12 protein-coding genes are annotated in these 13,948 nt (G+C 71.6%); 5 read left to right on the plus strand and 7 right to left on the minus strand.

The features are described from left to right. The first annotated feature begins 4 nt into the window (after nt 1–4). Both AXK60_RS18690 and AXK60_RS18695 read left to right on the plus strand, forming a co-directional pair. On the plus strand, nt 5–418 hold the full coding sequence (locus AXK60_RS18690; RefSeq protein WP_068573511.1) for a hypothetical protein: 414 nt from the start codon (nt 5–7) through the stop codon (nt 416–418). Beyond that, nucleotides 415–774: a hypothetical protein gene (locus AXK60_RS18695; protein WP_139058037.1), complete on the plus strand. Its 360-nt coding sequence runs from the start codon at nt 415–417 to the stop codon at nt 772–774. Before AXK60_RS18690 ends, AXK60_RS18695 begins: the two co-directional genes overlap by 4 nt. A gap of 1 nt (nt 775) precedes the next feature. On the opposite strand, the gene AXK60_RS18700 is transcribed toward AXK60_RS18695, so the two are convergent. The 6 genes from AXK60_RS18700 to AXK60_RS18725 form a co-directional block, all read right to left on the minus strand. Then, on the minus strand, nt 776–2,233 hold the full coding sequence (locus tag AXK60_RS18700; protein WP_068573513.1) for an NAD-dependent succinate-semialdehyde dehydrogenase: 1,458 nt from the start codon (nt 2,231–2,233) through the stop codon (nt 776–778). A 111-nt stretch (nt 2,234–2,344) separates the two neighbouring features. Then, nucleotides 2,345–3,709 carry a 4-aminobutyrate--2-oxoglutarate transaminase gene (gabT, locus tag AXK60_RS18705; RefSeq protein ID WP_068573514.1) on the minus strand — a complete coding sequence of 455 codons (1,365 nt, stop codon included), beginning with the start codon at nt 3,707–3,709 and terminating at the stop codon, nt 2,345–2,347. After that, on the minus strand, nt 3,706–5,265 hold the full coding sequence (locus tag AXK60_RS18710) for an APC family permease (protein WP_068573515.1): 1,560 nt from the start codon (nt 5,263–5,265) through the stop codon (nt 3,706–3,708). Before AXK60_RS18710 ends, gabT begins: the two co-directional genes overlap by 4 nt. Next, a complete protein-coding gene (locus AXK60_RS18715; RefSeq protein ID WP_068573516.1) occupies nt 5,262–6,128 on the minus strand; it encodes a universal stress protein in 867 nt (288 codons plus the stop codon). The genes AXK60_RS18710 and AXK60_RS18715 overlap by 4 nt, the downstream gene beginning before the upstream one ends. Continuing rightward, nucleotides 6,125–8,098 (minus strand): primary-amine oxidase, encoded by a 1,974-nt coding sequence (locus tag AXK60_RS18720; protein ID WP_068573517.1) that lies wholly within the window; start codon nt 8,096–8,098, stop codon nt 6,125–6,127. Before AXK60_RS18720 ends, AXK60_RS18715 begins: the two co-directional genes overlap by 4 nt. 31 nt (nt 8,099–8,129) lie before the next feature. Further along, nucleotides 8,130–9,557 carry an aminobutyraldehyde dehydrogenase gene (locus AXK60_RS18725; RefSeq protein ID WP_068573518.1) on the minus strand — a complete coding sequence of 476 codons (1,428 nt, stop codon included), beginning with the start codon at nt 9,555–9,557 and terminating at the stop codon, nt 8,130–8,132. A 125-nt stretch (nt 9,558–9,682) separates the two neighbouring features. On the opposite strand from AXK60_RS18725, the gene AXK60_RS18730 reads away from it, so the two are divergent. Beyond that, a complete protein-coding gene (locus AXK60_RS18730; RefSeq protein ID WP_068573519.1) occupies nt 9,683–11,197 on the plus strand; it encodes a PucR family transcriptional regulator in 1,515 nt (504 codons plus the stop codon). Here AXK60_RS18730 and AXK60_RS18735 read toward each other — a convergent pair. Further along, nucleotides 11,168–11,806, minus strand: coding sequence for a TetR/AcrR family transcriptional regulator (locus tag AXK60_RS18735; RefSeq protein WP_068573520.1), 639 nt, complete (start codon nt 11,804–11,806; stop codon nt 11,168–11,170). The genes AXK60_RS18730 and AXK60_RS18735 overlap by 30 nt on opposite strands. A gap of 120 nt (nt 11,807–11,926) precedes the next feature. On the opposite strand from AXK60_RS18735, the gene AXK60_RS18740 reads away from it, so the two are divergent. Next, nucleotides 11,927–12,901: a nitrilase-related carbon-nitrogen hydrolase gene (locus AXK60_RS18740; RefSeq protein ID WP_068573521.1), complete on the plus strand. Its 975-nt coding sequence runs from the start codon at nt 11,927–11,929 to the stop codon at nt 12,899–12,901. Then, on the plus strand, nt 12,898–13,917 hold the full coding sequence (locus tag AXK60_RS18745) for an agmatine deiminase family protein (RefSeq protein WP_068573522.1): 1,020 nt from the start codon (nt 12,898–12,900) through the stop codon (nt 13,915–13,917). The genes AXK60_RS18740 and AXK60_RS18745 overlap by 4 nt, the downstream gene beginning before the upstream one ends. Nucleotides 13,918–13,948: the final 31 nt, after the last annotated feature.

The following is a 13,948-nucleotide window of genomic DNA, read 5'->3' on the forward strand; positions in this document are numbered from 1 at the left end:
CTCCGTGCAGGACCGATCCCGGGACCGGACCGCGCCCGACGGTGCGCGGTTGCCCACCGACCGTCGAACCCTCCTGGCGGTCGCCGCGGGCGGAGCGTTCGCCGCGGTGTTCGTGAGCGAGCTGTCGTCGGCGCCGGCGTGGCGAGGCACGGAGTTCGACGTCCGCCTCCTCGGCCTCGCCCTCGTCTCGGTCGCCACCGGTGTCCTGTTCGGCCTGCGGGACCGATTGGGCCCCCGAGCCTTCGGCCTGCTCGTGTTCGGTCTGCTCGCCGGCGTCTCCTCGGTGGGGGTCTACGCGCTGGTCGGCCTGCTGGGGATGCCGCCGTCGGCAGGGGTCCGATTCCTGTTCGCGGCGCCAGTCGTCGCCGGGCTCGGAACAGCGGCGGGGCTGTGGTCGGTACGGAGGCTCCGCCGGTGATCGTGCTCGTGGCGCTTGCCGGCGCAGCCGGCTCCGTAGCGGGATACCGCCTGATCGCGGCCGGTCCGGGCTGGACGCGGCTGCTGCTGGTCACGGTTCCGCTGTCAGTGCTGCTGGGTGCGGTGGCCCGTGTCGTCCGGGTCGTCGGCGACACGGGCCTGGCGACGGTGCCGATCGCTCTGCTGGGGCCGATCGTGACCTTCACCGGCATCCTCTGGTGGCTGCAGGCCGCGCCGCGAGGAACCTGGTGGCGGGGGCTCGTCGTGGTGGCGAGCGCCGCCGCCGCCGCGATCCTGGGCTACCTCTCCTTCGACCTGCTCGGCCTGGCGTACCTCAAGCTGCCGCGCATCGGCTGAATCAGACCGCGGGCAGGGCGATGTACTTGGTGTTGAGGTACTCCTCGATGCCCTCGCTGCCGCCCTCGGAGCCGAGGCCGGACTGCTTGATCCCGCCGAACGGTGCCGCCGGGTCGGAGATCACGCCGCGGTTCACGCCGACCATGCCCGCCTGCAGCTTCCGCGCGACGCGCTGCGCCCGGCCGAGGTTCTCCGTGAAGAAGTAGGCGGCGAGGCCGTACTCGGTGTCGTTGGCCATGGCGACGCCCTCCTCCTCGGTGTCGAAGCCGACGATCGCGGCGACGGGACCGAAGATCTCGTCGCGGCGGATGCGGGCACCGTCGGGAATGCCGTCCAGGACGGTGGGCTCGAAGAAGAACCCGGCACCGTCGACCTGCTTGCCGCCGGTGCGCACCGTGGCACCGGCGGCGACGGCCTCGTCGACGAGTGCGGCAATGGAACCGCGCTGCTTGGCGTTGATGATCGGGCCGATGGCGGAGCCCTCCTCCCAGCCCGGCCCGACGCGCATCGCGGCGACGCGCTCGGTGAGCTTCGCGGTGAAGGCCTCGCGGATGCCGCTCTGCACCAGGATGCGGTTGGCGGCGGTGCACGCCTCGCCGCCGTTGCGCATCTTGGCGAGCATGGCGCCGTCGACGGCCTTGTCGAGGTCGGCATCGTCGAAGACGACGAACGGGGCGCTGCCGCCGAGCTCCATCGAGGTGCGCAGCACGTTGTTCGCGGCCTGGGCGAGGAGGATCTTTCCGACGCCGGTGGAGCCGGTGAAGGAGACCTTGCGCAGGCGGTCGTCGGCCATGAGCTCCCCGACGACGGTGGGCGCATCGAGGGTCGGGAGCACCGACAGCACGCCGGCGGGAAGGCCGACCTCGGCGAAGACCTGCGCGAGCAGCAGCATGGTGAGCGGGGTGTCCTCGGCGGGCTTGACGATCATGGTGCAGCCCGCGGCGAGCGCCGGCCCGATCTTGCGGGTTCCCATGGCCAGCGGGAAGTTCCACGGCGTGATCGCCAGGCACGGCCCGACGGGTTCCTTGACGACGGCGATCTCCCCGGTCCCGGCGGGGGCGGTCGCGGTGCGGCCGCCGATGCGGACGGCCTCCTCGGAGAACCAGCGCAGGAACTCGGCGCCGTAGGTCACCTCGCCGCGGCTCTCGGGCAGGATCTTGCCCATCTCGAGGGTCATGAGCAGGGCGAAGTCGTCGGCGCGGGCCGTGACCGCCTCGAATGCCGCGCGCAGGATCTCCGCGCGGGTGCGGGCCGGGGTGGCGGCCCAGTCGTCGGCGACGGCGGTCGCCATGTCCAGGGCGGCGCGGGCGTCGGCGGGAGTGGCGTTCGCGACGGAGGCGAGGACCTCGCCGGTGGCGGGGTTGACCACGTCGAAGGTGCGGCCGGACTCGCTCGGCACGGAGCGGCCCCCCTGCCACAGGCCGGTGGGGACGGAGTTCAGGAGTTCGGTGACGTTCACAGTGACCTCTCGAGTCGGGTGTAGCGGTCAGTCTGGGGTGCGACGGTGCCCGCGCGCATCGGCCGGATGGGACGGTGCGCGCGGGCGGGTTCGCCGGGATGGAGCAGCCGGCTAGGCCGCGGCCTCGCGGAGCGCGGTCTCGAGGACCGTGAGAGCGTCGTCGAGCAGCGCGTCGCCGATCACCAGCGGCGGGAGCAGGCGGATGACATTGCCGTAGGTGCCGCAGGTCAGGATCACGACTCCGGCGGCGAGGGCCTTCGCGGCGACGGCCTTCGTCAGGTCGGCGTCCGGCTCCGAGGTGCCGGGGTGGACCAGCTCGATCGCGATCATCGCGCCGCGGCCGCGGACGTCGCCGATCACACCGATCTCGTCCGCGAGGGCGCGCAGCCGGGTCGTGGCGCTCTCGCCGATGGCCCGGGCGCGCGCCGGGAGGTGGAGGTCCTCCATGGTGTCCAGTGCGGCGAGCGCCGCGGCGCAGGCGACGGGGTTGCCGCCGTAGGTGCCGCCGAGCCCGCCGGCGTGCACCGCGTCGAGCAGGTCGGCGCGGCCGGTGATCGCGGACAGCGGCATGCCGCCCGCGATGCCCTTGGCCATGGTGATGATGTCCGGCACGATGCCCTCGTCCTCGCAGGCGAACCAGGCGCCGGTGCGGGCGAAGCCGGTCTGCACCTCGTCGGCGATGAAGACGACGCCGTTCTCCTTCGCCCAAGCGGCCAGCGCGGGAAGGAATCCCGGTGCGGGAACGATGAAGCCGCCCTCGCCCTGGATCGGCTCGATGATGACGGCGGCTACCGCGTCGCTGCCGATCTGCTTCTCGATCTGCGTGATGGCGCGGGCGGCGGCGGCCTTGCCGTCGGCGTCGAGGCCCGCGGCGGCGTCCCGGTACGGGTACGACATCGGCATCCGGTAGACCTCGGGCGCGAACGGGCCGAAGTTCTTCTTGTAGGGCATGGTCTTCGCGGTCAGCGCCATCGTCAGGTTGGTGCGGCCGTGGTAGGCGTGGTCGAAGGCGACCACCGCATCGCGCCCGGTGGCCAGGCGCGCCACCTTGATCGCGTTCTCCACGGCCTCCGCCCCGGAGTTGAACAGCACGGTGCGCTTGTCGTGATAGCCGGGGGTGAGCGCGTTCAGACGCTCCGCCACGGCCACGTAGCCCTCGTACGGGGTCACCATGAAGCAGGTGTGGGTGAAGTGCTGCGCCTGCGCCGCAACGGCTTCCGCGACGCGCGGGTCGGACGCGCCGACGCTGGTCACGGCGATGCCGGAGCCCAGGTCGATCAGCGAGTTGCCGTCCACGTCCACGATGACGCCGCCGTCGGCGTCCGCGGCGTACACGGGCACCGACGAGCCGACCCCGCCGGCCACGGCGGACCGTCGGCGCTCCGCCAGGCGGGCGGACTCCGGGCCGGGCAGGGCGGTGACGAGGTTGCGGACCTGCGGCAGGCGGTACGTCAGCGAGGTGGTGGATGCGGTCATGTCAGTGTCTCCTTGTCGACGTCGACGGGGGCGATGGTGCGGCGCAGGGTCTCGCCGCGGAAGAAGGCGGGGTGGGTGGCCCGCCGTACGAACATCAGCACGACCCCCAGCAGGAGCAGGCCGAAGCCGATGTAGAACACGAGGCCGATCCCGAACAGCGAGGAGCCGCTGCCGTTCTCGGGGTTGAGGCTCTCCTGCACCGAGATGACGAAGACGACCGCCAGGATCGCGCCGCCGAGCAACGGGAACAGGAACTTGTAGACGATGTTGTGGACGCTGGTGAACAGCTCGCGACGGAAGAACCAGACGCAGGCGAATGCCGTGATGCCGTAGTACCAGCAGATCATGATGCCCAGCGCGGCGATGGTGTCGAGCAGGGCGCGGTCCGAAAGCATCTTGACCACGGCGTAGAAGACGGCGGTGATGATGCCGGAGACGACGGTCGCGTAGGTCGGGACCAGGTAGCGCGGGTGCACCGCCGCCAGCTTCTTCGGGAAGGCGCCGTAGCTGCCCATCGCGAGCATCGTCCGCGCGGCGGGCAGGAAGGTGGTCTGCAGGCTCGCGATCGACGAGGCGAAGATCGCGAGGAACAGCATGAGGCCGCCGAAGCCGCCCAGCACCGGGTTCGCGAGCGGCCGGAAGACGTTCTCGGAGTTGTCCGGGTTGCCCAGGCCCACGCCCTCGGTGCCCACGCCCGCGTACATCATCACGGCGATCGCCACGAGCAGGTAGGTGATGAGGATCGACACCACGGCGAGCAGCCCGGCGCGGCCGGGGACCTTCGTGGGGTCCTTGGACTCCTCACCGAGCGTGAGACAGGTGTCCCAGCCCCAGAACGCGAAGATCGAGCCCGTGAGGCCGACGACGAACGCGGCGATCGTCAGCCCCGTGAACGGGTTGAACCAGTCGATCGAGAAGGACAGTCCGGTGGGCACGCCGTGCGAGCGCACGATCGCCGTGACCGCGAAGGCCACCAGCACCACCATCTGGAAGCCGACCAGCGCGTACTGCACCACGGCGCTGGTGGTGACGCCGCGACCCGAGATGTAGGTCGCGATCACGATGAACACCAGTGTGGTCGCGATGTTGACGAGCTTGTTCGACGCCAGGTCCGCGATCGAGTCGTTGCCCATCACCTGGGCGAGGAACAGGTAGAAGTAGTCGACGGCGATCGCCGCCAGGTTCGACAGCACGATGATGGTGGCGAGCACCATGCCCCATCCGCACATCCAGCCCACGTACGGCCCGAAGGCCTTGGTGGACCAGGTGAACGACGCGCCGCAGTCCGGCACCCGCGAGTTGAGCTCGCGGTAGGCGTACGCGGTGAGGAACATCGGGATGAAACCGGCGATGAAGATCGCGGGCATCTTCAGCCCCACCGAGGCGACGATGAGGCCGATGCTCGCGGTCAGCGTGTAGCCGGGGGCCACCGTCGAGATGCCCAGGACCGCACCGGCGAAGGTGCCGATCCGGCCCTTCGCGAGGCCCTTGTCGACGGTGTCGCCGCTCCCGTCCGCGGACGCGGTGTCGGGACCGCGGCCCGCGTCGGCGGTCATGAGATCCCGGCCCGGGGCACGACGACCATCGGGACGTCGAGGACGCGGAGCATCTTCGCCGCGGTCGAGCCGAGGAACAGGCGGCGGGGCGCGGCGAGGCGGCTCGAGCCGACGAGGATCACGTCGCCCGGGTGCCAGTCGAGGCTGTTGACGGCGTCCTCGACGGTGTCGCCGAGGACGACCGCCGAGGTCACCTCGACCGATCCGGACAGCTTGGCGCGGGCCTCGTCGAGTACCGCGAGCGAGTGGCGGCGGGCCTCGTCGAGCTTGCCGTCGTCGCTCTGCTGCGGGCCGGGCATGAGGTCGACCGCGATGAGCGAGACGAGCCGGAGGGGGACCCCGGCGCGTTCGGCGCCGGCGATCGCGGCGTCCAGCAGCTCCGCGGCGCCCGGCCGGGTGCCGACCGCGCAGGTCACCGAGCGCACCCGCTCCGCCTTGGAGTGGCGCTGCCCGCGCGGGGCCAGCGCCACGGCCATGGGCGCGGAGTGGATGAGGTCGTTGACGACGGGGCCCAGCGAGTGCTTGCCGAGCAGCCCTCCACCGGTGGCGCCCGTCACGACGATCGCGGCGCCGATCCGCTCCGCCTCGGCGATGATGCCGCCGGCGATCGAGTCATGCACGCCCACATGGGTGCTCGTGGTCACGTCGTCCGGCACCAGCGTCCGGGCCTGCGTCAGCCAGGCGTCCGCCTGCTCGGTGAGCACCTGGGAGGTCAGGTCGCCGGAGACGAAGGACCCGGTCTGGTCGGGCGGCACCACCATGCCGAGCGCGAGCTCGGCGCCGAGGGTGCGGGCCAGCTGCACGCCGAGCGCGACGGCGTCACGGCCGCCGTCGGTGGCCAGGTAGGCGACGTAGATCTTCACTTCTCCCCCTCACAACAGGACGATTCGGCACCGTCGGACTCGGTGGAACAGCACGACCCGGACTTGGCGGGCGTGGGCGCCACGTCCAGCGAGGGGTTCCGGTCGAAGAAGCCGAAGGGCTTGAGCCAGAAGTTCACCGTGTCGGCCGGCATGATCGGCCAGTCCTCGGGACGGGTGATGTGGTGGATGCCGAAGGTGTACCAGAGCACCACGTCGGTGTTCTCGATCGAGCGGTTCTGCGCGGTCCACGCCGGCAGGCCCATGCCGCCGCCGCCCTGGTTCACGAATTCACCTGCGGGCCAGCGCTCCTCGCGATCGTTGGGCGTGACCCACAGAGTGTGCTCGATGGCGCGGCAGCGGTCGAGGATGGGGGAGGCCGGGTCGAACATCGCGGGCACGTTCGCGGAGGCGACGAGCTTGTACGACGGGGAGACGCCCAGGCCCGTCTTCACGTTGTCGTTGACCACCTTCCACGATCGCTGCGTGGGGTAGTGCGGGTCCTGTTTGCCCTCCTCCTCGGTGCGCAAGGGGGTGTTCACCTGCTGCAGCGAGAGGCCGTAGGGGTTGTCCGGCCCGGTGGGCACCATGCGCGTCTCGGACTGGTAGACGGTGTTGTCCTCGCCGTCCACGTCGAGGTCCATGCGGGCGACGATGAAGTGCTGGTGGAAGGGCGCGTAGGTGCGGTTGTCCACGAGCGTGCCGTGCGGATGGGATCCGCCCTCGGGGAAGTGGCTGACCACCATGATGCCGGTGGCGCGCACCTCGCACTCGATGTTGCCGTCCTCGTAGAACCGCCAGTACGTGAGGTACTCGTAGTTCGCGACGGTCACGTGGAAGGACACCGTCAGGCGGCGCATGCGGCGGACCTCGGCGCCGTCGTGGTGGTCGACGTGCTTCCACAGGACGGCGTTGTCCTCCTCGTGGATGCAGATCGCGTTGGCGATGTCGTAGGGCTCGCCCTTGCTGTCGTGCAGGACGGCGTCCAGGTACCGGATCTCGCCGAGGCAGTCGCAGCCCAGGGCGAGCGAGGTGGTCATGAAGCCGAGGCCCCACTCGCCGATGTCGAAGGCGGTGCGCCGGTAGTGGTCGTCGCAGTGATCGCGGTAGGGGACCATCATCTCGGAGAACGAGAGGCGGTGCGCGATCTTGCGCACGTTCCCGTTGTCGTTGTAGGTGATCGCGTGCAGGGTCATGCCCTCGCGGTAGTTGAAACCCACGCGCAGTGACCAGTTCTGCCACGTCAGCTTGTTGCCCTCCAGTGTGAAGCCGGGGCCCTCGGGCTGGGTGATCTCCAGCGGCTTGCGCTCCGGGCGGGTCGACGCCTCACGGATCTCCTTGGGCAGCATCCGCGGCACGTACTCGCCCATGATCTCCGGCCGTTCCACGTGGAACGTGTCCTCGATCTTGAGCAGCTCCATGGTGTTCAGGTCGATCACGCAGTGGAAGCCGTTGACCGGACCGGCGTAGGGGTTGGCACCGTCGGACGCCCGGACCCACGTATCGGACCAGCCGATGCGCCGGCCGGCGAACTCCTCGGGGATGAGCACCGCGCCGTAGGTCCAGGTGTCCATGAACACCAGCGACATGTCGGTGACGCCCCGCGCCGCGAGCGCGGCGATCACGTCGGGGTGGGCGCGCAGGGCCCGGTCGGCCTCGTCCCACTCGTCGACGGTGACGTTCGCCTGTACGTCCGGGATGTGCTCGAACGTGGTGACGGTGCCGTCCGTCAGGGACACGCGGGCCTTGTAGGTGTGGTTCGCGGTGCGATCGAAGAGCACCGCGACCGCGACGCGCTCGCACGGCGTCCCGTCGGTGTCGAAGGCGGTGATCTCGGCCTTGCTCGGCTCGAACATCTCGATCGACGCGTAGCGCCACGTGGCGCCCACGCCGTGCTCCTGCGCGAGCAGCGCGGTGACGGCGCGGATCTCGTCGGCGGAGAGCGGGTCGAGGGGGTGGGAGTGTGCGGTCATCGCGCGAGGGCCTTTCCGACGGTGCGGGTGGTTAGTCGTTGCTGCTCATGACGTGCTTGATACGGGTGTAGTCCTCCAGGCCGTACGCCGAGAGGTCTTTGCCGTAACCGGAGTGCTTGAATCCGCCGTGCGGCATCTCGGCGACGAGCGGGATGTGGCAGTTGATCCACACCGCGCCCGCGTCGATCCGGATGCTCATCCGGTTCGCGGTGGCGTGGTCGGTGGTCCAGACGCTGGACGCCAGGCCGTAATCGACGCCGTTGGCGAGGGCGACGGCCTCGTCCTCGGTGGCGAAGGGCTGAACCGTGATGATCGGGCCGAAGGTCTCCTCCTGGACGATCGGATCGTCCTGGTGCACACCGGTGATCACGGTCGGCTCGACGTAGAAGCCCGTCTCGCCGACGCGCTTCCCGCCGGTCGCGACGGCGGCGTGCGCGGGCAGGGCGGCGAGCTTGTCGAGCACGGCGCCGAAGTGGCGAGCGTTGTTGAGGGCGCCGTAGAAGGCGTCCGGATCGTCGGGCGCGCCGGGCCGCAAGGACTGCGCCTGCGCGGCGAGCGCGGCGACGAATTCGTCGTGCACCGACTCGTGGACCAGCGCCCGCGTCGCGGCGGTGCAGTCCTGGCCGCCGTTGAAGAAGGCCGCCTGCGCGATGCCCTCGGCGGCGCGAGCGAGGTCCGCGTCGGCGAAGACGACGGCGGGTGCCTTGCCTCCCAGCTCCAGGTGCGCGCGCTTGACGTCCGACGCCGCCGCGGTCGCGACGGCCACGCCCGCGCGGACCGAGCCGGTGATCGCGACCAGGCCGAGCGCGGGGTCGCCGACGAGTCGGGCGCCGACGGCTCCGTCGCCGAGGACCACGTTGAGCACGCCGTCGGGCAGGACGTCCTGGGTGATCCGCGCCAGCACCAGGGTCGACTCGGGCGTCGTGTCCGAGGGCTTGAGCACCACGGTGTTGCCCGCGGCGAGGGCGGGGGCGATCTTCCAGATGGCCATCATGAACGGGTAGTTCCACGGCGTCACCTGGCCGACGACGCCGATCGGCTCGCGCCGCACGTAGGAGGTGTAGCCGTCCATGTACTCGCCCGCGGACCGGCCCTCGAGCATCCGGGCCGCGCCCGCGAAGAACCGCACCTGGTCGGCGCAGACGAGCACCTCCTCCGACTTCACCAGGGCGGCGATCTGACCGGTGTTGCGCACCTGTGCCGCGACGATCTCGTCCGCGTGCTCCTCGATGGCGTCGGCCAGAGCGAGCAGCGCGGCCTGTCGCGCGCTGGGCGTGGTGCGGCCCCAGGTGAGGAAGGCGCGCTCGGCGGCGGCGATCGCCGCCGCCACCTCGGCGTCGGTGGACACGGGGGAGACCGCGACGACCTTCTCGGTCGCGGGATCGACGATGTCGATCGAGGCGCTGGACGTCGAGTCGACGAAGGCTCCGTCGATGTAGTTCTGGAGGCGGTCGGTCATCGCGGCTCTCTCTCGTCGGTGGCGACAGGGCGGGTGAGGTCCTCTCACTGTGCGCTGGATCACTTCTCGCGGCATCTGCCAGAATGGCGAAATCGATCGGATCATCTCGACGGAATGGAGTGGGCATGGCCGTCACGGTGCGCTGGCTGCTCGCGCAGCGGGACCTGGGCCTCGGGCTCCGCGCCGGGGCCGCGGCGACCGATGTCCCCATCACCTTCGTCATCACCACCGAGCTGTCGGATCCCACGCCCTGGTTGGCCGGCGGCGAGATGCTACTGACCACGGGCATCGGCATCCCACCCGGCGACGAGGGCTGTCGGGAGTACGTGCGCCAGCTCACCGAACGCGGTGTCTCGGCCCTGGGGTTCGGTGTCGGCGTCTCGCGGGAGAGCGCACCGTCGGCCCTGGTCGCGGCAGCCGACGAGTACGGCCTGGCCCTCGTGGACGTGCCACTGCCGACCCCTTTCGTGGCCGTCGCGCGCACCGTCATCGACGAGATCGCGCGACGCGCGAACAGGTCCCAGGTGGCCGCGGGGCGTGCCCAGCAGCGGATGACCCGCGCCGCCGTGGCGGGCGGACCGTCGGCCACGTTGCGCGAGCTGGCGGTGGGCTGCGGCGGCACGGCCCTGCTCCTGGACCGGAGCGGCCGGGTGGTGCAGGCCCACCCCGTGGACGTCGACCCGGCCGTGTCGCGCGAGGTCGGGGAGCTGGCGCGGGCACACCGCGCGGCGTCCGCGGTCGGGCCGGTGACGGCGGCGGATGCGGTCGGTCGTGCGACGATCGTGACCCAGCCGATCCGCGTCGGCGACCGCGAGCACGGCCACCTGGGCGTCGTGCTGCCGCACGAGCCGCTGGCCACCGATCACGTCCTCATCGGGCACGCGAACTCGTTGCTGGCGTTGGACTTCGAGCGTCCGCTGCGCCTGCTGCGCGCGCAGTGGCGGATCAACGCGGCGGCCCTGCGCCTGGTGCTGTCCGCGGGCGGGGACTCCGACGAGGCAGCCCGCCTGGTCGACGAGGCCGCCGACCCGGGGGGAGTACGCGCGCTCGTGGTCCGCGGCGGCGAGGCCGTGGCCGTCGTCGCCGCGGTGCGGGCGGCGTTGCACGACGCGGGCCGGCCGGTGTTCGTCGCCGAGGCGTCCCACGGTGTCGTCGTCGCACTGCTCGGCGGCGCCGACGGGCGGACCTTCGCGGACGGTCTGGTCGCGGGCCTCGCGCCCGGCGAGCGGGCGCGGCTGCAGTCGGGTCTCGGAGCGCCGCACGCCGCGGGCGCCGTCGCCGACGCGGTGCGCGCGGCCGAGCTCGCCGCCCGCGCGGCCCGGCCCGGCGGGGGCACCGTCGACGCCTCCGCGCTGGCCGGGCGCACCCTCTTCACAGACCCCGGTACCCGGGGCGCGCTGACCGCGCTCGACCGCGCGCTGCTCGAGCCGCTGCGCGCGCAGGACCGCGATCTGGCGCAGGCGCTCCGCGCGTACCTCGAGAACCACGGGCAGTGGGAGGGGACCGCCGCGGCCCTCGGCGTGCACCGGCACACCGCGCGGGCACGGGTGGCGCGGGCCGAGGAGGTGCTCGGTGTGGACCTGAAGTCGGCGCGGGTGCGCGCCGAGCTCCTACTGGCGCTGTTGCTCGGCGACGAGTAGCGCCCGCAGTCCCTCGATCATCGCCGCGAGCCCCAGGTCGAAGGCCTGCAGCGAGCGTTCCGGGCCCGACGGTGCCGCGGCCAGCGCCCGGCGCAGATCTTCGGCGCCCGGCTCGTCCCCGACGTGGATCGGCTCGTCGGGAGCGGACACGTCGAGCGCCGCACCGAGCAGGAAGTTCTCCACGCCGACGATGATCCCCATGACGCGATCGACGGGGAATCCGGCGCGGAGCAGCGCGGCCGCCGCGGCGGTGTACATGGCCAGGTTCTGGTCGCCGCCGATGGTCTCGGTCGCGAGCAGCCGCACCGCCGACGGGTGCGCGGCGAAGGCGTCGCGGTAGGTGCGGGCCCAGGTGTCGAGGGCCTCGTCCCACGGCAGCGCGTCGAAGCAGGTGGCGTCGATGTCCGCGGTCACGAGGTCGCGGACCAGCCCGACGACGGCGGCGCGCCCGTCCGCGTGGTGGTAGATCGAGGAGACCGTGACGCCGAGCCGCCGCGCGAGTGCGGGGAGGCTGAAGTTGCCGTCCCGATCGACCAGCTCCAGCGCCGCCGCACCGATGGAGGCGCGGTCGAGCTGCGGGGTGGTCGGGCGTCCGGCGCGTCTGCTCACCTGCGTGAACCTACCCGCCGGGGCTGAAAATCGAAAGGTTGTCGATTGGGTCTTGTGGCGGCGGTCGCACCGGGCTATCTTTTAATCGAAAGCCTATCGATTAAATCCTCAGGAGACGAGATGGACCTCATCCTCGCGCCCGGAATCCCCGTGTCGCCCGCCCGCGTCGATCGGCCGGAACGCGCTCCGCTGCGGGTGGGCCTGGTCCAGCACCGCTGGCACGACGATGCCGAGCGACTCGCTGCCGAGCTCACCGACGCCATCGGGCAGGGGGCGGCCGCCGGGGCGCAGGTGGTCTTCCTGTCGGAGATCACGCTCCTGCGCTACCCCGCGTTCGAGCGGGGCGGCGCGCAGCCGAGTGCGCTCGCCGAGGACCTGCTGACCGGGCCCACCTTCACCTTCGCGGCCGCCGCGGCGCGCAAGCACGGCGTGGTCGTGCACGCCTCCCTGTACGAGCGGCACCCCGACGCGGAACCGTTGGGCTACAACACCGCGATCATGGTCTCGCCGTCCGGGGAACTGCTCGCCAAGACCCGCAAGCTGCACATCCCGGTGACCGCCGGCTACTACGAGGACACCTACTTCCTGCGCGGCCCCGGGCCGGACAGCGCCGATCCCTATCCGGTCCACGCACCGTCGGAGCTGGGCGGCGCGCGGTTCGGCCTGCCGACCTGCTGGGACGAGTGGTTCCCCGAGGTCGCGCGGGCCTATTCGCTGGGCGGCGCCGACATCATCGCCTACCCGACGGCGATCGGCTCCGAGCCCGACCACCCCGACTTCGACACCGCGCCCCTGTGGCGGCAGGTGATCGTGGGCAACGGGATCTCGAGCGGCACCTTCATGGTGGTGCCCAACCGCTGGGGCAACGAGGGCTCGATCACCTTCTACGGCAGCTCGTTCATCTCGGACCCGTACGGCCGCGTCCTCGTCGAGGCGCCGCGGGACGCATCCGCCGTGCTCGTCGCGGACCTGGACCTGGACCAGCGCCGCGACTGGCTCACGCTCTTCCCGTTCCTCGCCACCCGCCGGCCGGACACCTACGGGCCGCTGACGGAGCCGGTGTCGGCGCACGGTCTCCTGGGCGGTGCGAAGTGACGTGGCGCATGCCGTCGGAGACGGCGCCCCAGACCCGCACCTGGATGGCCTACCCGTCCGCCGGGTACTCGCTCGGCGACACGGCATCCGAGCAGGAGTCCGCCCGCGCCACGTGGGCGGCGGTGGCGAACGCGATCGTCGACTTCCAGCCCGTCACCGTGGTGGTCGATCCCGACGAGCGGCAGGCCGCGCTGCGCCATCTGGCCGGCGCCGTCGACGTCGTGGAGGCGCCGCTCAACGACGCCTGGATGCGCGACATCGGGCCCACCTTCGTCGTCGACGAGGCCGGGCGGCTGGGCGCCGTGGACTGGGTGTTCAACGGCTGGGGTGGCCAGTCCTGGGCGAGATGGGACCGCGACAGCCGGATCGGGGCATTCGTCGCCGAGCTCGCCGGCGCCGAGTACATCGGGTCCGACCTGGTGGGCGAGGGCGGCGGTATCAACGTCGACGGTGCCGGCACCGTCCTGCTCACCGACACCGTCCAGCTCGATCCGGGCCGGAACCCGGGGCTCTCGAAGGCCGACGTGGAGGCCGAGTTGGCCCGGACGATCGGCGCGACGCATGCGGTGTGGCTGCCCTACGGGCTCGCCCGCGACTCCGACACCTTCGGCACCCGCGGCCACGTCGACATCGTCGCGACCATCCCGTCCGCGGGCACCGTTCTGCTGCACGACCAGCGCGATCCCGCGCACCCGGACCACGAGCGGTGCCGGGTCATCCGGGAGGTCTTCGCCGCGTCGACGGACGCCGCGGGCCTGCCCTGGGAGGTCCGCTCCGTCCCCGCCCCGACGGTGCTCCGCGACGACGAGGGCTTCGTCGACTACAGCTACATCAACCACGTCGTGGTCAACGACGCCGTGGTCGCGTGCTCCTTCGACGACCCGAACGACGCTGTGGCAGTGGAGGTGCTGGCGGCCGCGTATCCCGGTCGGGAGATCCTCACCGTCGATGCGCGGCCGTTGTTCGCGCGTGGCGGCGGCATCCACTGCATCACCCAGCAGCAGCCCGCGGTCTGAGTCCGCTCCGCGCCGCGCGACAATCGCTGCG

It is taken from the genome of Tsukamurella pseudospumae (assembly GCF_001575195.1).
Classification (GTDB): Bacteria; Actinomycetota; Actinomycetes; order Mycobacteriales; family Mycobacteriaceae; genus Tsukamurella; species Tsukamurella pseudospumae.